Annotated in this window: 16 protein-coding genes and 1 riboswitch; of the genes, 7 read left to right on the top strand and 9 right to left on the bottom strand. The window is 51.1% G+C overall.

Annotated features, from left to right (window positions below; translation table 11 throughout):
• Positions 1-117: 117 nt before the first annotated feature.
• A complete protein-coding gene (locus ACQY8X_RS03285) occupies positions 118-1,398 on the bottom strand; it encodes a DUF3422 family protein (RefSeq protein ID WP_428033713.1) in 1,281 nt (426 codons plus the stop codon).
• 133 nt (positions 1,399-1,531) lie between these two features.
• Here ACQY8X_RS03285 and ACQY8X_RS03290 point away from each other — a divergent pair, with 133 nt between their 5' ends.
• The 3 genes from ACQY8X_RS03290 (at position 1,532) to ACQY8X_RS03300 (ending at position 3,858) form a co-directional block, all read left to right on the top strand.
• Entirely contained in the window at positions 1,532-2,047 is a 516-nt protein-coding gene (locus ACQY8X_RS03290; protein ID WP_428033714.1) for a retropepsin-like aspartic protease family protein, read from the top strand.
• A gap of 89 nt (positions 2,048-2,136) precedes the next feature.
• A riboswitch (SAM-I-IV-variant riboswitch) is annotated at positions 2,137-2,263 on the top strand.
• A 41-nt stretch (positions 2,264-2,304) separates the two neighbouring features.
• Positions 2,305-2,634 carry a hypothetical protein gene (locus tag ACQY8X_RS03295; protein ID WP_428033715.1) on the top strand — a complete coding sequence of 110 codons (330 nt, stop codon included), beginning with the start codon at positions 2,305-2,307 and terminating at the stop codon, positions 2,632-2,634.
• 195 nt (positions 2,635-2,829) lie between these two features.
• Positions 2,830-3,858 carry an ion transporter gene (locus ACQY8X_RS03300; RefSeq protein ID WP_428033716.1) on the top strand — a complete coding sequence of 343 codons (1,029 nt, stop codon included), beginning with the start codon at positions 2,830-2,832 and terminating at the stop codon, positions 3,856-3,858.
• Between the two features lie 41 nt (positions 3,859-3,899).
• Here ACQY8X_RS03300 and ACQY8X_RS03305 read toward each other — a convergent pair whose 3' ends face one another.
• On the bottom strand, positions 3,900-4,445 hold the full coding sequence (locus ACQY8X_RS03305; RefSeq protein WP_428033717.1) for a VOC family protein: 546 nt from the start codon (positions 4,443-4,445) through the stop codon (positions 3,900-3,902).
• 249 nt (positions 4,446-4,694) lie between these two features.
• Between ACQY8X_RS03305 and ACQY8X_RS03310 the strand changes: the two genes are divergently transcribed.
• Positions 4,695-5,177, top strand: a complete 483-nt coding sequence (locus ACQY8X_RS03310; RefSeq protein WP_428033718.1) for a MarR family winged helix-turn-helix transcriptional regulator — start codon at positions 4,695-4,697, stop codon at positions 5,175-5,177.
• A 59-nt stretch (positions 5,178-5,236) separates the two neighbouring features.
• On the opposite strand, the gene ACQY8X_RS03315 is transcribed toward ACQY8X_RS03310, so the two are convergent.
• From ACQY8X_RS03315 to ACQY8X_RS03330, 4 genes are all read right to left on the bottom strand, one after another.
• A complete protein-coding gene (locus ACQY8X_RS03315) occupies positions 5,237-6,163 on the bottom strand; it encodes a sensor domain-containing diguanylate cyclase (protein WP_428033719.1) in 927 nt (308 codons plus the stop codon).
• An 89-nt stretch (positions 6,164-6,252) separates the two neighbouring features.
• Positions 6,253-7,470 (bottom strand): bifunctional alpha/beta hydrolase/OsmC family protein, encoded by a 1,218-nt coding sequence (locus ACQY8X_RS03320; protein ID WP_428033720.1) that lies wholly within the window; start codon positions 7,468-7,470, stop codon positions 6,253-6,255.
• Between the two features lie 356 nt (positions 7,471-7,826).
• Complete coding sequence (locus tag ACQY8X_RS03325) at positions 7,827-8,309, bottom strand: FKBP-type peptidyl-prolyl cis-trans isomerase (protein WP_428033721.1); 483 nt, start codon at positions 8,307-8,309, stop codon at positions 7,827-7,829.
• 68 nt (positions 8,310-8,377) lie between these two features.
• Positions 8,378-8,860: a transcription elongation factor GreAB gene (locus ACQY8X_RS03330; protein ID WP_428033722.1), complete on the bottom strand. Its 483-nt coding sequence runs from the start codon at positions 8,858-8,860 to the stop codon at positions 8,378-8,380.
• Positions 8,861-9,002: 142 nt separating this feature from the next.
• Between ACQY8X_RS03330 and ACQY8X_RS03335 the strand changes: the two genes are divergently transcribed.
• The 3 genes from ACQY8X_RS03335 (at position 9,003) to ACQY8X_RS03345 (ending at position 12,298) form a co-directional block, all read left to right on the top strand.
• Positions 9,003-10,598: an ABC-F family ATPase gene (locus ACQY8X_RS03335; RefSeq protein ID WP_428033723.1), complete on the top strand. Its 1,596-nt coding sequence runs from the start codon at positions 9,003-9,005 to the stop codon at positions 10,596-10,598.
• Between the two features lie 259 nt (positions 10,599-10,857).
• On the top strand, positions 10,858-11,265 hold the full coding sequence (locus tag ACQY8X_RS03340) for a PA2779 family protein (protein ID WP_428033724.1): 408 nt from the start codon (positions 10,858-10,860) through the stop codon (positions 11,263-11,265).
• Entirely contained in the window at positions 11,243-12,298 is a 1,056-nt protein-coding gene (locus tag ACQY8X_RS03345; protein ID WP_428033725.1) for a PA2778 family cysteine peptidase, read from the top strand. The genes ACQY8X_RS03340 and ACQY8X_RS03345 overlap by 23 nt, the downstream gene beginning before the upstream one ends.
• A 279-nt stretch (positions 12,299-12,577) precedes the next feature.
• On the opposite strand, the gene ACQY8X_RS03350 is transcribed toward ACQY8X_RS03345, so the two are convergent.
• From ACQY8X_RS03350 to ACQY8X_RS03360, 3 genes are all read right to left on the bottom strand, one after another.
• Positions 12,578-15,634 carry an EAL domain-containing protein gene (locus ACQY8X_RS03350; protein WP_428033726.1) on the bottom strand — a complete coding sequence of 1,019 codons (3,057 nt, stop codon included), beginning with the start codon at positions 15,632-15,634 and terminating at the stop codon, positions 12,578-12,580.
• Positions 15,635-15,926: 292 nt separating this feature from the next.
• The gene (locus tag ACQY8X_RS03355; RefSeq protein WP_428033727.1) at positions 15,927-16,232 is read right to left on the bottom strand and encodes a c-type cytochrome; all 306 of its coding nucleotides are present in this window, start codon (positions 16,230-16,232) and stop codon (positions 15,927-15,929) included.
• Between the two features lie 193 nt (positions 16,233-16,425).
• Positions 16,426-17,748, bottom strand: coding sequence for a DEAD/DEAH box helicase (locus ACQY8X_RS03360; RefSeq protein WP_428033744.1), 1,323 nt, complete (start codon positions 17,746-17,748; stop codon positions 16,426-16,428).
• Positions 17,749-17,750 lie beyond the last annotated feature (2 nt).

Below are 17,750 nucleotides of genomic sequence, written 5' to 3' on the forward strand. Positions count from 1 at the left end.
TCGTCTCGAACGAGACAGGCGCGCAGTATAACAGCCTGTCCGGCAGATGCAAACAGGATTGCAAACAAGACTGAAAACTACCGCATTCCGATGAAAAATATGTTTATAAAACAACCATTAATCATCAGACTCAAACTCTTTGGTGATGCGTCGGACATACCACCAGACCAGCAGCACGACCCCGGGTAATGAATAACTCAGCCAGTGGATCGCCATATCCCGCGGTTCACCGGAGGTCAGGTGGCGGATGGTGCGTTCCACCAGATCAAAGACATAGTAGGTAACGACGATAATAGAGAAGGTTTCCAGTTTCGCCTGCAGATTCAGCTGGCGCCGGGTGCGCTTATTCATTGAACTGAGCAAACCATGAATTTTCTGTTCAGTGGACAGATCAACCCGGGATCGCAGCAGATTGCTGGCACGGGCGATTCGCTGAGACAGGCGTTCCAGTCGCAGTGCAGCCGCCCGCCAGGTACGCATCGCCGGATCTACACGGCGATCAATGAACTGCTCCAGAGTTTGCAGTCCCTCAATGCGGATCTCTTCCAGTTCCGAGATGCGCATACGCACCAGGGCGTAGTATGCATCCGATGCAGAAAAACGATTCACGGTATCCGCTGATATCTCCTCCGCCTTGGCCGACAACGCCATCAGGGCATCCAGCGTCTCCGACTCATCGCCCTTATCAAGTTCACTCAGCTTAAACGTGATGGTGGCCAGCTCCCGATCCAGTTGAGAAACCTGTCTCATTGCATATCTGGCAGGCTCTAACGCCAGCAGCGCCACCGCCCTGTAAGTATCGATTTCACAAAGCCGCTGCAGCAGACGTCCACACTGATAACCGTGCAGATGAATATTTTTCACCAGAATCCGGTCCAGAAAGAACTCCCCCTCGGCACGAAAGTCGGTCCACACCCGGGCAGCACCGCGCATAACATTTGAACCGATCACCTGATGATTGCTGAATAACGCCTCAACGACCTCCTCATCAGACTGATGCGAGGGCTCAAGCACCTGAATCTGCACCCCGGTCATAAGCTCTCCGGGAAGCTGATCACTCCAGTTTTCCGGTAGTCCCGGCAGGGTTTGTTGCCAGTGACTATCAAGCTGATCATGATACAGCGTCAGGGTATAAAACTCAGTGTGCGCCTCCCAGCGCAACGCCAGGGAACCCAGCTGCTGGTAACAGAAGCTGGCTTCCGGCTCCATAGCCTGCCCTCCACATTGGAGAAAAAACTCAGAGATATCATCCCGCACCTCGGCTATGTTCTTATCACCCAGCATCAAAGCGAAGTGGAGTACTTTCAGTGGAGCGCTCAGCTGTTGAAATGGCCGGGCGTGAACTTCATCAGCGATCATCTGGCGTTGGGAATGAAACTGCACCTGTTTACTCTCCATTATGATTATTCTGACTCACCTGACTTGCAGCAATCGGCGACAAAGGGTATTTCTATTGTGTCAGCGGATATTTTCAAGGGCATCACCACCCGTAAGACTAAAGTCTACTTCATTGCTAATATACAGGAGCATTATGCAACAGGATAGCAGCCGGCGCTCTATTGCCCGACTCTTTACCCACCTGACCTGGATAATTATTCTGGGCCTGTTTTATCTGTTCTTTCAGGATCGGCTGCTAGAGAAAAATGACCCTAACCACGCTCTGCAGATAACGCACAACAGTCAGCCTGTAGTGCTGCAGCGCAATCGTCAGGGACACTATATTGCACCTGGTACAATTAACGGCCAGCCGGTGCGCTTTCTCCTCGATACCGGCGCTACTGATATCAGTATTCCTGGCGCACTGGCCGAAGAGCTGGGGCTGACGCCTGGCCGGGTATCCTATGCCAGCACCGCCAATGGCACGATCAAAGTCTATGATACCCGGCTGAATTCGGTAGCATTGGGAGGCCTGTCCCGGGCTGATGTGGCGGCGCATATCAACCCACATATGCAGGGAGACACCGTATTGCTGGGTATGAGCTTTCTACAACACCTGGAACTGATTCAACGGGGCGATACGCTGACGCTGAATAGCGGTTCCCGTTAAAATCTGCCCCTGGAATGTCATTCTGATAACATCCCGTCGGTAGCAGTTGCGTCCCACCCGACGTTGCCTTACTATTAGCGCTTCGCAGTTTTTAACATCAAGAGAAGGGCTGACGTCCTCGCCAACCTGCCTGCCTGGGCAAGGTGGTTGTTTTGCAAGCGCTTGAATAAACGCAGCAAGACGATGTGGTCATTACCGACAAACATCAGGTAACCCCCACGCACAACGTCAGCTCTCATGAAAATGGGAGCAGATCCATGTTTGAAGCACATATCTATGCAGAATCCAGCCATACCGAAGCAGGTCTGGGCATTCGTTCTGTCAAACTCAATACTCCGGCCAGCTGCTGGCATACTCACTACCAGTGTAATGTTCGTTACTGGATTACCTCGGGGAAACGCCAGTCACGGGAACGGTTATTTCTCTATGTGGAGTTTCGTCACCGCGATAATAGCCACGGTTATAAAGTGATAGAGCTGCCAGGAGGTCATATCCGCGTAGATCAGGTGCAGGATATTATCTGCCGCTCGTCCCTGAGTGTTCAACTCGACCCACTCAAAACCGAACAGTGGTGTCAGTCACTCTGAGCGCTGCATCAACCTGAATATCCAGCCGGGTCTGCCCCTTACAGACCCGGCTGGATCACCCTCTCCTCTGCCGGAAAACCGGTGAAATCCCGTAGAAACTGGCTCAGCCTTTGTCAGCAGATTAATTAAATACTTTAAAATCAAACCCTTTTGCCGATACTATTGCTTATTACCCATACAGACATCAGGTTTTAAATGATCTCCAAACGTAAACTGATTTATGAGATTCTTGATATCGGCAATAAACAGCATAGCCTGGGCAAAGCGATAGATATCTTTCTGATAGTACTTATCTCACTGAATGTGTTGTTTGTGATACTGGAGACATTGCCCTCCATCAGCGCAACAGAACACCGCTGGTTTTATGACTTTGAAGTGTTCTCGGTGATCATATTTACTATTGAGTATGTGGCGCGGGTGTGGAGTTGTGTCGAGGACGGAGAGAGCAAACACAAGCACCCGTTCTGGGGCAGACTGCGCTATATGCTGACTCCGCTGGCGCTGATCGACCTGATTGTGATCCTGCCATTCTATCTGAGCATGATGCTGGTTATCGACCTTCGCTTTATGCGGGTTCTGCGACTGCTCCGGGTCTTTAAACTCACCCGTTACTCCTCCTCAATGTCACTGCTGCTTCAGGTGCTGCATCGGGAATCGCGGTCTATCGGGGCCGCCCTGTTTGTCCTGCTGATGCTGATTATCCTTGCCTCCAGCCTGATCTATTATGCAGAGCATCGCGCTCAGCCCGAGTTTTTTGGCAGTATCCCTGCATCAATGTGGTGGGCCATTGTCACCATGACAACGGTGGGTTATGGCGATGTCATACCCGTGACAGTCATGGGCAAAATAATGGCTTCGATTATTAGTATCATGAGCCTGGGTATTGTCGCCCTCCCTGCGGGCTTACTGGCCTCAGGATTTAGTGAAGCCATCAGAGAGCGGCGCCGGACCTATGAAAAAATGGTCAACCTGGCGCTTCAGGATGGTATGGTCGATTCAATCGAACAAAAAGCGCTGAATCAGATGCGCGAAGCGCTGGGCATCAGCAAAGAAGATGCCGCACATATTCTGCATGAAAACCTCGACCGGAAGATGGAGCAGGAGGTTGATCAGGATCTGAGGCAGTTACGTCAGGAGATCGATGCAGTTCTGCATGATCGCTGCCCCCACTGTAATCACACCATCAAATGGCTGGAGCGACGCAGCGAGAAAAGAGATGAATAGCGGAAGCCTGGCTTCCGCGTTCTGATCAACGCCGCAGACAGTTAATCCAGCCCGTTAAACTCCTCTTCATGTAGCCAGGCAGCATGTTTAGGAGCCTTTTTAGTCTGCGACCACTCCTCCAGCATCAACGGCGCCACCCGTTTCAGTTCTGCCATCTGTTCAGCAGTACCTTTGGTGTAGGTCAGTTCAAGACGGTGACCATTAGGGTCAAAGAAGTAGATTGATCGGATAATGCCGTGCTCGGTAGGCCCAATGACATCGATCCCCTTCGCTTCGATTTCAGCTTTCGCGGCCAGTAGCGCAGCCTCATCTTTTACCCGGAAAGCGATATGCTGAACCCACGACGGTGTATTGCGGTCCCGATCCATTTCGGGCTTGGTTGGCAGTTCAAAGAACGCCAGAATATTGCCATTACCCGCATCCAGAAACAGGTGCATATAGGGGTCAGGTTCTTTTGTTGAGGGAACACGATCTTCCGCAATCGCCACCAGAAAATCCATATTCAGTACCTCTTTATAAAACTCAACGGTCTCTCTGGCATCGTTACAGCGGTAAGCAACGTGATGAATCTGTTCAATCTGGATCATGGGTCAACCTCAGGACTCTTGTCTTTATTGTTACGTGGTTAGTTATCCCCAAAGTAGCAGCTCCGTTCCAGCCCGGCCAGACAGGTAACAGCCGTGACTATTATCACCCAATTCATAGAATCAATTAAGTAACTGTTTTTATGACATAAATTAAGAAAATAGAGATTATTCAATAACTGGAAATTGTCTTTTTCTACAATAACCATATAGAATATATGTTATTTTTGGCCCATTAGAGACTAGACCTAAGTGAACGATAAACATGCCACTCAGGATAATGCAGAGCAACAACTGGAGCTTAGCCAATACTTTCCCTACCAGTTATCGACGCTGGACACCGCCGTCAGCCGCTCAATGTCGCAGCTCTATTCCGGTCGCTTCAATCTCAACCGGCAAGAGTGGCGGGTTATGGCTGCACTCGGCAATAAAAATGCGATGACAGCCAAAGAGATAGCAACCCACTGTAACCTGGAAAAGATGCAGGTCAGCCGCACAGTCTCCCGCCTCAAAGATTCAGACCTGATACTTCAGCAGGAAGATAATGATGACCGCCGCTACACCCGCCTCAGCCTGACGGAAAAGGGTAAGACAATCTACCGGAAACTGGTACCACTGTTACTTGCCCGGGAGGCGTTTATTCTCTCAGCGCTATCAGAGGATGAGCTGCAACAGATGCTGGATCTGATGAATAAGATTGGTCAAAAAGCGCAGGAGTTACAACAATGGGGCTGAGGGGGGGAAGCCTCTCGGGGTTGTCGCGCTTTAACCTGGACGCAGTTACCCTGGAGGCCTCAGTCGGCATTATCAACAGAGATAAAGTCGCCACCTACCCGTTTACCACGCTTCAGTGCCAGATCAGTACGCTCCAGAATCGATTCAGGGGTATCACCCCGCCGATAGGCGGTTAACCCCACCGCTGTGGTCATGGCAAACGTTGCATCACCCCAGCGAAACGTGTGAGCCCTGACCCCCTGCCAGGCTTTTTGAATCACCTGCCGGGCAATCCCCGGATTATCTTCATGCATCAGCACGATGAAATCGGCACCATTCCAACGCGCCAGACAGTCCACTCCACTTAAGGCTGCCCGGATAATCCCGACAGTAGTGATTAAAACCTGATCACCGCAATTATGCCCATAGTGGTCATTCACCCCTTTGAAGAAATCCAGATCAAACATCATCAGAGTAAAACCCGCTTCGCTAATAGAGGCCCGCCGGATCTCTTTATCCAGCCGCCTGAGCAGGTGATGCTGATTGAACACGCCGGTGAGCTGATCAATATCCGACTGCTGCTTGAGCTGTTCAATCTCTGCGGTCAGCTGAGTAATTTCATGAAATGTAACCAGATAGAGGCCTGGCGTTGCTGAGCGCGCCTCGCCCATCACCTGAAAATCGCGCATTACACCATCGCTGCAGCGAATCCGGATCTGGGCCTTAAGCGTCGCCTCCTCTTTCCTCAGTAATCCCCCAAAGGTATGGCAACGCATCTGCCACTTTTCCCGTTGCTGCTGATCCGGGTACACAACCTCCATCCAGGCTTCTGTATCGGCAGTTAACTCAAGTGGATAACCGATCAATTGCTGATACTTCTGATTCACATAGATAATTTTTTGCTCACCCATCCCGGTATGCCTATCTTCGGGAAACTGCAGCACCATCGCCGCCACTGGCAGATAATCCAGTAAATTGAATAGATCGTCTGAACTGCCCTCTAGCACAACATCCCCACCGCTATAATCCCAGGATGCTTAAAAGTGTAGCCCAATAGTCAGGACAGAACGGCTATAAGCCTCCCAGTGCATTACCTCTATTCGGTCAGACGGGTGACTATTCTGATATCGCCCTCCAAGGTTTTGTGCACCGGACAACGATCAGCAATCTCCAGTAAACGTTGACGCTGCTCCCCGGTCAGATCGCCCGTCAGGGTAATCTGTCGTTCAAACTGATCAACTTTCCCATTGCTTTTGTCACATGAAGCGCAATCGTCTGCATGTACTTTGGCGTGGGATACATCCACCTGCACATGCTCCAGTGGAAGCTTCTTTTGCCGTGCATACATTCGGATAGTCATCGAAGTACAGGCTCCCAGGCCCGCAGCCACCAGTTGATAAGGCGTCGGCCCCAGATAGCTGCCACCATAACTGACCGGTTCATCCGCAATCAGATGATGTCCGGCGGCGCTGATATCCTGAGTAAAGCCATCCTGATCCGCCTCGCGCACCCGGATAATCCCCTCCGGTGCATTAATATATTTCGGTAAAACCTGAACATCGATATAACGCTGCGCCCAGGTCGATATCACCTCAGCAGCATAATCGGCGTCCTGCTGCTGACTCAGCAGATGATCGGCAGAATCGAGTGTGACAAAACTTTTCGGATGCTTTGCCATCTGAAAAATCCGGGCGGCATTGTCCAGCCCGACCACCGTATCCAGCGGTGCATGCATCACCAGTAACGCCTTGCGCAAACTCTTAACCGCCTGTTCCAGAGAAACCGAAGCGATATCATCAACAAACCGCCGTTTAATAGTAAACTCGCGCCCCGCCAGGCTGACCCGGGCTTCACCTTCGGCACAGATTGTTTCTAACTGTTCACCCAGATTGTGTAACACATGCTGCGGATCAGCTGGTGCACCGAGAGTGACGACCGCTCGGGCTTCAGGCACTTCAGCCGCAATAGCCAGAATGGCTGCGCCGCCCAGGGAGTGACCAATCAGTAACTGTGGCGCAGCATAGTGCTGCCGGAGAAAATCTACCGCCAGCAACAGGTCCTGCATATTTGAGCTAAAGCCGGTATTGGCAAACTCTCCCTGAGAGTGCCCCAGCCCGGTGAAATCAAAGCGCAGCACCGCAATACCTAAAGAAGCCAGCCGCTGCGCAATACGCCGCGAAGCCTGTAAGTCCTTGGAGCAGGTAAAACAGTGCGCAAATAACGCATACGCCGCAGGTTTACCAACGGGCAGATCAAGACTTGCGGCTAATAAAGAGCCGTCATGGCCGGTAAATTCTAAACGTTCAGTTTTCATAGATCCCCCTGATCTGATTTACCAACGAGTATCAATCAGATTTCAGAAGGGAGCCATTAGAATTTCTCTATCGGGGGGATTGTGCGGGTAAATCAAAACACAGACGCGACTTCGTCGCTTGCCAGAACGCAGCTACGCTGCTTGCTAGCGCCCTAACTACCTGACACTCCATCGCCCCTGATACCCAGAGGGCATGCTAAAGGGGCTCCTACAAAAACTTAAAAACCGCCTCGCGGCGGTTTATATTTTGTCCTGGCTTTTTCTAGCAGGAAACGCAGTTTCCGTTCTAGCCACTAACAAGCGTAGCGTCTAGCAAGCAGCGCAGCTGCGTTCTGCACTAAAACGCCAGAGGCGTTTTAGTGATGATGCCCACCATCACCATGGGCGTGCCCATGGGATACCTCTTCTGCAGAGGCATCACGAATATCAACGATCTCGATATCAAAGGTCAGTGTTTTACCCGCCAGTGGATGGTTGTTATCCACCGTCACCATGAACTTACCGACTTTAACCACTTTAACCTGACGTAGCCCCTGCTCTGTATGCACGGTGCCGACCATGCCCGGACGCCATTTCTTCGCGCCTTGCAGGTGTTTTACCGGAATCCGCTGTTCACAATCTGGCAGAAACTCGCCATAGGCATCTTTTGGCTCCAGAGTGACCGAAAAAGTATCCCCTACCGCTTTCCCTTCCATCGCCTGTTCCAGACCACTGATCATATTATCGTGGCCGTGCAGGTATGCCATGGGAGAGCCTCCCCGGGTGGTTTCTTCAACACTGTTATCAGCATCGGTCAGGTTGTAATGAAATTGCACAACTTTATCTTTGGTAACACTCATGGTTATTCCTTAATGTACTTCAGGGCTGCTGTTGAGCCCGCTTAAAAGTTGACGGCGATTATACGTCATCAGCGGATCGCCGTAATCTCAAATTCACCCTGCGGCAATTTAACCAAATCCCCCAGATAGCGACCGAGCAACACCTGACCAATCGGTGCTTCCGGGGTAATAACAACAACCGTATAAGTGCCATCGTTAATCTGAATACCGCCCCCTGCAGGACCAATAAACAGATGTTTCACGATGCTGGCACTGTCTTCTTGAACCCCTTCAAGGGTAATCAGTGCCCCCAGACCAGCAGCGGAGTCTTCAGTAAACTCTCGCACCGGCATAGCACGGTAATCCGCCAGATTAACTTCCAGCGCCTGCACCCGTTTTGACTGTCCGTGGGCCAGATAAGAGGCTTCAAGACCGAGAGTGTCATACTGATTTTCCGCCACACTCTCTTCGTGCGTCGCCGCGTCATGAGCCTCTTTTGCTGCGGCTATGTTGATATCGAGATCTGCCTGAAGCTTGCAGATGATCTGTGCTATAAGCTGTTTCTTATCCATATACCCGACCTGTTACAGAACAGGTGAAGTATCTACATTAAATTATCAAAAAGAAACACTCTATTCACACACTTCAAGCCCGATCTGTGGGACAATACTGCGCATATTTATACCTCAACGCTTAGACTGATGGGTTCCTGTTTTGCTGACTACCGCTAATATCACTATGCAGTTTGGCGCTAAGCCACTGTTCGAAAATATCTCTGTTAAATTTGGTGAGGGCAACCGCTACGGCCTGATCGGCGCGAACGGCTGCGGTAAATCCACCCTGATGAAGATTCTGGGTAATGACCTGGAACCCTCTGCGGGTAACGTCAGCAAAGACCCGAATGAACGAATCGGTAAGCTGCGCCAGGATCAGTTTGCCTTTGAAGAGTTCACCGTTATCGACACAGTGATCATGGGCCATGCCGAGTTATGGGCTATTAAACAGGAACGTGATCGTATCTACTCGCTGGCCGATATGACCGAAGAGGAAGGCATTAAAGTCGCCGAACTGGAAGTCGAATTTGCCGAACTGGATGGCTATACCGCCGAGTCCCGTGCCGGTGAGCTGCTGCTGGGACTGGATATTCCGACAGAACAGCATTTTGGCCCGATGAGTGAAGTCGCGCCCGGCTGGAAGCTGCGGGTATTGCTGGCACAGGCACTGTTTGCCGATCCCGATATCTTGCTGCTGGACGAGCCTACCAACAACCTGGATATCAACACGATTCGCTGGCTGGAAGGCGTTTTGAACGACCGTAACAGCACCATGATCATCATCTCCCACGACCGTCACTTCCTCAACTCGGTCTGCACCCATATGGCCGATCTGGACTACGGTGAACTGCGGATTTATCCGGGCAACTATGACGATTATATGATCGCCTCCACCGCCCTGCAGGAACGTCTGCAGTCGGACAATGCGAAGAAGAAAGCCCAGATCGCTGAACTGCGCAGCTTCGTCAGCCGCTTCTCAGCCAACGCATCGAAGGCAAAGCAGGCAACCTCGCGGGCACGCCAGATTGAAAAGATCGAACTCAACGATATCAAACCTTCCAGCCGCCAGAGCCCGTATATTCGCTTTGACCAGGAGAAGAAGCTGCATCGTCTGGCTCTGGAAGTGGAAGGTCTGACCAAAGGCTACGGTGGCGAGCCGCTGATTAAAGACCTCGATATGATGGTTGAAGTAGGCGAGCGGATAGCAATTATCGGCCCCAACGGTATCGGTAAAACCACGCTGCTGAAAAGTTTGCTGGGCGAACTGGAGCTGGATAGTGGACTGGTAAAATGGTCTGAGAACAGCAACATCGGCTATTACGCTCAGGATCACGCCCACGACTTCGCTGAAGAGAGCAACCTGTTTGACTGGATGGCCCAGTGGACAAAATCAGGCTCTGATGAGCAGGTTATCCGGGCGGCATTGGGACGGATGCTGTTCTCTCAGAATGAGATTAAGAAGTCGGTAAAAGTACTCTCCGGTGGTGAAAAAGGCCGGATGCTGCTGGGCAAACTGATTCTGCAACAACCCAACATCCTGCTGATGGACGAACCGACTAACCATATGGATATGGAATCGATCGAAGCCCTCAACCTGGCGCTGGAAAACTTTGATGGCACGCTGATTTTTGTCAGCCATGACCGTGAGTTTGTATCCTCTCTGGCGACCCGCATCATCGACATGAAAGAGGATGGTCTGACTGACTTCCGCGGCGGTTACGAAGAGTATCTGAAAAAGCAGGGTATTGCTGGCTAAAGCACAGCCTCTCCCAATTACCGCGCCGTAAAGCCAGCAGTTATCCTGCTGGCTTTTTATTTAGAGGCGCGCAATCGATACGGGTTGTTGTATTTACGCCTGCTGTTTTACACTTACCGGGCTACTTCATACAAACTGAACTACACTGCTAGGGTCAACTGTTTGTCAACTCAGGCGATTTAGCAAAACAGCTGAATCAGTTTATTTATAAAGCCGCTTTGCCGGGGGGGAATAGCTGCTCATAAAAAGGATATAGATCATGATGCTACACAACATTCTCAAGCGCACCTGGATAGGCAGGATAGTTATCGCATTGATGCTGATAATGAGTTTTCAAAGCGTGACCGTGAATGCCGCAATGGTTTCAACCGAGACTATTATCCAGACAGAACACCAACAGTACACGAAAAGTGATCTGCTACAGAAGCTGGAATCAACTGAACTGCAACAACAGCTTGTCGATATGGGAGTCGATCCTCAGGATCTGCAACAACGGGTTGCCAGCCTGACACCGGATGAGATCAGCCAGTTAAATGCTAACCTTGCTTCGCAACCTGCTGGCGAAGGTATTCTGGGGTTAGTTGGCCTGGTGTTCGTGATTTTTGTCATCACCGATATGTTGTGTGCAACCGACCTGTTCAGCTTTGTTCACTGCATTAATCGCTAACCGGGCTGACACTCTGTTTAGCCGGTTATCCGCTGAGCTGTTGGCAATCATTCTGCTAACAGCCACAGTGCTGATAACCGGTTGTAGCAGCAACCAGCGACTGATCGACTCATTAACCACCACCCCCGGCATCCGGGGAGCCACTGAGATTGATGAGCTCGCCTATTTCCCGCAGCAGGATGACCAGTGCGGCCCCGCTTCACTGGCAACCATGCTGGCTTATAATCAGATAACAATTACGCCGGAACAGCTGCGTCCCTCGCTCTACATACCAAAAAAGGGCGGCACGCTGGCGGTTGAGATGGAAGCACGCGCACGACAGTTTAATCTGATTGTCTACCCGCTGAAGCCTGCAGTGACGAATATATTACTGGAGCTGGATGCCGGACATCCGGTACTGGTGATGCAAAACCTGGGATTTAGCTGGCTACCCCAGTGGCATTTCGCGGTAGCTATCGGTTATGACCTGAACGCACAACAGATACTGTTACGCTCGGGACCAGAGAAACGCTACCCAGCTGACCTCTCCCTGTTTGAAAAAACCTGGTCAAGGGCTGACCACTGGGCCAGAGTGATACTACCTCCGGATCAGCTACCCGCAACCGCTACACCTCTGGGTTATACTGCCGCCGTCAACAAACTTGAGCAACTGGGTTCACGCACCCCAGCGCTGCAGCAAGCGGCAGCCCAGGCCTATCAGACCGCGTTAAAGCAGTGGCCCGACAATGCTGCTGCACTGATGGGGCTGGGCAACATCAGCTATACCCAACAACGTTTCCAATCCGCTGCTGATTATTTTATCCGCTATATTAATCACAGCACCACTCCCGCCGCAGGCTGGAATAATCTGGCTTATTCACTGATGCAATCAGGCTGCCTCCAGGCGGCGATGGAGTCGATCTACTGTGCGGTTGTAATTGCTCCGGAGCAACCAGCCTACCGCGATAGTCTGAACGAACTCAGCAATGTCAACGCGACACAGAATGGTAAGGTCAACTGCTCATCACTCCCCTCCTGTAGCGTTGCGCAGTAAAAAATGCGTATATGCCCACCAAGCCCTGGGAAGCAATAAGCCTGGCCAGCAGTAACAGCCTGTTACCCTCTGCAGCCAGAAAGTTGGTAACAACGATTAACAATATATAACTTGATAATTATTAAGCGAAAAAACTGAAGAATATCAAGAAAAAGCCGACAGCACGCAGGCTGGTAAAGCGGGATGAAAGTGCATGAACTCCGGGATTAAATAAACCGCTACCTGCCCGATTTAACTTGGTACAGGCCTGCGCAGAAACATTAGTGAACCCGACCTGCCTCACTCAACCTCATCGATCACCCGGGACTCATCTAGCCATCGGGCTGAAAATTCACTGGCAGGCAGTGGCCGACCAAACAGATACCCCTGGCCAAAGTCACAGTTAATATCGAGCAACATTTGCCGCTGTTGCTCGGTTTCAACCCCCTCGGCAATTACCCGGATACCCAGTGTATGCGCCATGACGATAATCGCTTCACAGAGCACCAGATCCTGAGATCCTGGTGTCAGATGAGAAACAAAGCTCTGGTCTATTTTCAGATAATCGATATGAAACTGCTTCAGATAGGCCAGTGATGAATAACCGGTACCGAAATCGTCCAGCGCCACCTCTATACCCTGATCGCGGAACTGTAACAACTTGTCAGTAACGCCCCTTCCCGCTTCCATCAGCAGGCTTTCGGTAATTTCAACACAGAGGCTTGCAGGACGCAGGCCATCCTTAAGAAGATTACCAAACCAGTTTGGTTTACCGCTGAACTCATCCTGATACTGCACAGGCGAGGTATTCAGACTCACCTGAAGATCAGTATCAAAACGTGCGTGCCAGATGGATGTCTGCCGCACCACCTCAGCAAACACCCAGTTACCAATATCAACAATGAGACCGGTCTCCTCAGCCAGCGGGATAAAATCCAGCGGAGAGATCTGTCCATGTGGGTGATTCCAGCGTAACAGCGCTTCAGCCTTAACAACCGAGCCATCTTTCATATTGACGATCGGCTGATAATAGACCTCAAACTGCTGTAGGTTAAGCGCTTCACGCAACTCGTTCAGCATCCGCCGCCGTTTCTGCGCCGCAGCTTCCATCTCGGGGGTGAAGTAATGAAAACGGTTGCGCCCCTCCTCTTTCGCCGCATACATTGCCTGATCTGCATTTTTCATTAATGCTTCCAGCGTCATTGCATCAGCGGGATAGAGGGTGATACCGATACTGGCGGAAACGAAGGCTCGATTATCCTGAAGCAGAAAGGGCTCAGTCAGTTGTTGCAGAATATGACGGGCAACTCGCTCAATCGCCGCATGATCACCAATCCCCCCCAGAATCACCAGAAACTCATCACCACCTAAGCGAGCGACTGTATCGGTGTCACGCACGCAGGAGATTAATCGCTCAGCAGCTCCTTGCAAAAGCATGTCGCCATAATCATGTCCAAGGGTATCATTCACCTCTTTAAAACGATCCAGATCGATCATCATTACGGCGACCTGTTCGCCCTCCCGATCCGATCTTTTCATCATCTGCAGCAGACGGTCAGTAAAAGTTCTGCGATTGGGTAGCTGGGTCAGCAGGTCAAAATGGGCCATTTGCGTCAGCTCAGCATGTGCCCGTTTCTGCTCAATCAGGTCAACATCAATACAGTACATCTCCTGACCACCCTCAGCGGATCTGAGCATCACATGGCTGGAGAATACCGGTACCAGACTGCCATCCTTACACTGTAACTCCAGCTCGGAAGCGGGGATCTCCACCCCCTTTTCCAGCCAGTTGCGGTGATTCTCCACCACTATCTCGCGCATGGGTTCCGGGATAATCAGCCTTTCCAGTGGCTGACCCAATGCCTCCTCGCGGCTATAACCGTAAAGAGCCTCGCTGGCATCATTCCAGTAGATTACTCTACGTGCTTCGTCATACCCCTGCACCGCAATGGCTGGCAGACTTTCAATCAAATCGCGAAAGCGGGATTCGCTTTGCCGCATCAGCAGTTCAGCCGCTTTCTGTTCAGTAATATCCAGCATCAGTCCACGCAGCCAGCGCGGCTTTCCGTTTTCAGCCACAACACTGATCATATCCCGAATCCAGACAGTGTCGCCGCTGGCCGTTAAAAAACGATACTCCAGCTGATGATCTCTGAGATTTGCAACCTCGGCATCGCAAAAACTAACCGCCCGCTGCCGGTCATCGGGGTGGATATGTTCTTTCCAGAAATTGGGTTTTAACCAGAAATCGACTTCATAGCCAAACACCCTGACAACGTTCTCACTGATATAGGTATAGGTGTAAGTGTTGCAGTCAGCTTCCCAGACAATGCCATCGGTGGTGTCCACCAGATTTTTGAAGCGTTGCTCACTCAGTCGGTGGGCTTCTTCAGAGCGGTATAAACGGAAGCTCCAGTAGATAAAAAACAGCAGGACAAGCATTACCAAAGCACTGATTTTCAGTATTTTTTCCAGTGCAATACCGCTGGCTGGTACCCCCAGACCACTCCAGTGATCGAATATCTGGTTACGCTCAGCGTCGGTGATACTGTTGAGCGCTTTCTCGATAATCCCGGACAGTAGCGGGTTTCCCCGATAAACGCCGATACGGTAATCACTCTGATAATCGGTGTGCCCGGAAAAACTCAGATTGAGAATCCCCTCCCGCTTCATGACAAAACTGGCAGCGGTCGCATCGCCAACAAAGGCATCAGCACCACCATCAGCCACCATTTTCAAAGCGTCCTGAATAGAGCCAGGATTGATGATGTTTATCTCAGGATAGTCACGCCGCAACAACTCATTAGTGAAATGCCCCTTGTGTATAGCAACCAGTTTACCTTTGAGTTTATCCAGCGTACCAACATACCCTTTGGACTGTTCACTGATAATCACGGCGGTGCTGGAAAGGTAGGGTTCACTGAAATCCAGAAAAGCCTCACGATCGCCGGTTTTAACCAGACAGGACATCAGATCAAACTCACCGGCTCTGGCGCCCTTTAGAACGTCACTCCAGGAGGGCTTATCGGTAACAGGAATAAACGTGACCTGTAGCCGTTGTTCCAACAAGCGGAAATAATCGGCGGCTATACCGGTATAGTTACCCTCTTTATCGATCCACTCATAGGGAAAGAACTTACGATCGATCCCCAGTTTAAGCTGGGGATGCTGCTGCAGCCAGGCGATCTCTGCCGCACTCAGATGCTGTTCTCGCCAGGAAAGCGGTGACTCGATGCCCGTATCGGATTTAGTTGAATTAACGGAGAGGTCCGATGTAGCTGAAATATCTGCCTTGAGGACTGCTGAACTAACAGGCTGATCTGCCCCATATGCAGAGATCAGAGAGCTGCATGTCAAACTTATTACTAGCACTAGCCACAGGGCTATTCTGAACATCCATATCTCCAACAGCTAAAGGCTTTCCAACCTGTAACCTGACACTACCGATAAATCAGGTCTATACCATGATGGTCAATCTCTAATTAAGCGTCCTTTCAGCATAGATCTATTTTGTTGAAAATGAGTAATTTCAGATACTAATATTGTACAAACCGCCCACGGGGAAAGTGGGTAGGTTACTGCTGAGCACTTAACTGCAAGCCAGTATTAGCGCTCAGCGGGCGAGTTACCCTGAGCTTAATTCAACAGCTTAAAGCGCAGAGATATACTCAGCTACAGCCTGAATCGAAGCATCGTCCAGTTTATCGCCCTGCACCTTCATTAACGCTTTCAACGGCCCGCCATAGGTACCGGCCTTATAACCATTGATCGCTTCAACAATCTGCGTCGCTGGCCAGCCTTTTATCACCTGAGATTTGCCCATAGCTGAAAGCTCAGCATTTGCACCATGACACTCGACGCAGGTCTGAAATACTTCGGCACCACCGGCATGTACAACAGGCGCAGATACAGACAATACGCAAACAGCAACGAAAATACCGCTCATTTTTTTCATGTGAATCCCCCATACGTTATCTATCTCTATTATTAGGAGGTAGACGACCTATTACAAAGCTATCTGTCATCACTTTGAGAGGTGTATAAATAGGTGCTGGTCAATAGATGAGAGATCGGCTAAAGCAGGTGTTAACCCCCCATCAACGACAAAAAAGCCAGCACTCAGGCTGGCTTTATTATCGCGACAGAGACTAATCGATTTTCTTCTTTTTCAGTGGTGCCATGCCATCATCCGAGACAATCTGTCGATTAGCTGTACGTCGGTTCTTACGATCCTGCGGCGCTTTCACCACCCGTTTAGGCCGGGCAACAGCCGCCCCTGCCTCAGACTTAGGCGCTTTAACAGCCGGAAGCTCTTTAACCCCTTTAAACTTCGCCTTTAAGCCCTCCAGCTCGCCGAAATTCACCGCCTGCTGCAGAAAACTCTCGACCCGTTTGAACGCGTCCCAGTCTTTCGGGCCGACTAGCGATATCGCCACCCCTTTAGCCCCTGCCCGGCCAGTACGTCCAATCCGGTGAACATACTCTTCAGCCTGCTTCGGCATATCGAAGTTAACCACCAGCGACACCTGCAACAGATCCAGTCCGCGGGAGGCGACATCAGTGGTAATCAACACCTGCTGCTGACCACGGCTGAAGCTGTCCATGATTTTATTGCGGTCGGCCTGGCTCATCTCGCCACTCAGCGCAGCGGTTTTTAAGCCCTTGCCAGACAGCAGCTGTGAGAGCCGCTCAGTATCGGCACGGGTGGCGGTAAAGATGATCACCTGCTGGTAGCTCTCGGTGTCCAGAATACGCTCCAGCAACGCCTGCTTATGATCCAGATGGTCCGCAAGGTAAAAGCGTTTCTCGATATCCGCGTGTTCAGCATTAGCGGCACCGATGGCGATCCGCTTCGGTGATTTCAGCAGGGTTTTGGCCATACTGTTTACTTCAGCATGTTCAAGTGTTGCCGAAAACATCAGCGTCTGCCGCAAACGGTGGCTGGCGATCTGATTGATCCGGTTAAGCTGCTCAGCAAACCCCAGATCCAGCATCCGGTCGGCTTCATCAAGAATCAGCAGTTCCAAGCCATCCAGAAACAGCGAGCGTTCATCCAGGTGGTTGACCAGCCGTCCCGGAGTCGCCACCACCACGTGCGGGTCTTTACCCAGAGCTTTGGCCTGATCATTGAAGTTTTCACCGCCCAGCACCAGCACCGCTCTCAACTGAGTGCCACTCACCAGGCTGCGCAGCTGCGCATAGACCTGTTTAGCCAGCTCCCGGGTTGGCGTCAGAATCAGCACCCGTGGGTCTTTTTTGCTTAGCGCTTTCTGACGCATCAACCGTTGCATGGTTGGCAACAGATAGGCCAGGGTTTTACCGGAGCCGGTCTTAGATGAGGCGATCAGGTCATGTCCGGTAATCGCCGTCGGCACTGCCTGGGCCTGAATCTCGGTAGGCTCAGTGATCCCCTGATGCGCGAGGATGGTGCTAAGCCGGGGGTCTAACCCCAGATCGGTAAAGTTTTCCACGT

Origin of the sequence: Amphritea sp., assembly GCF_050300915.1 — a bacterium.
In the GTDB taxonomy this organism is placed as follows: domain Bacteria; phylum Pseudomonadota; class Gammaproteobacteria; order Pseudomonadales; family Balneatricaceae; genus Amphritea.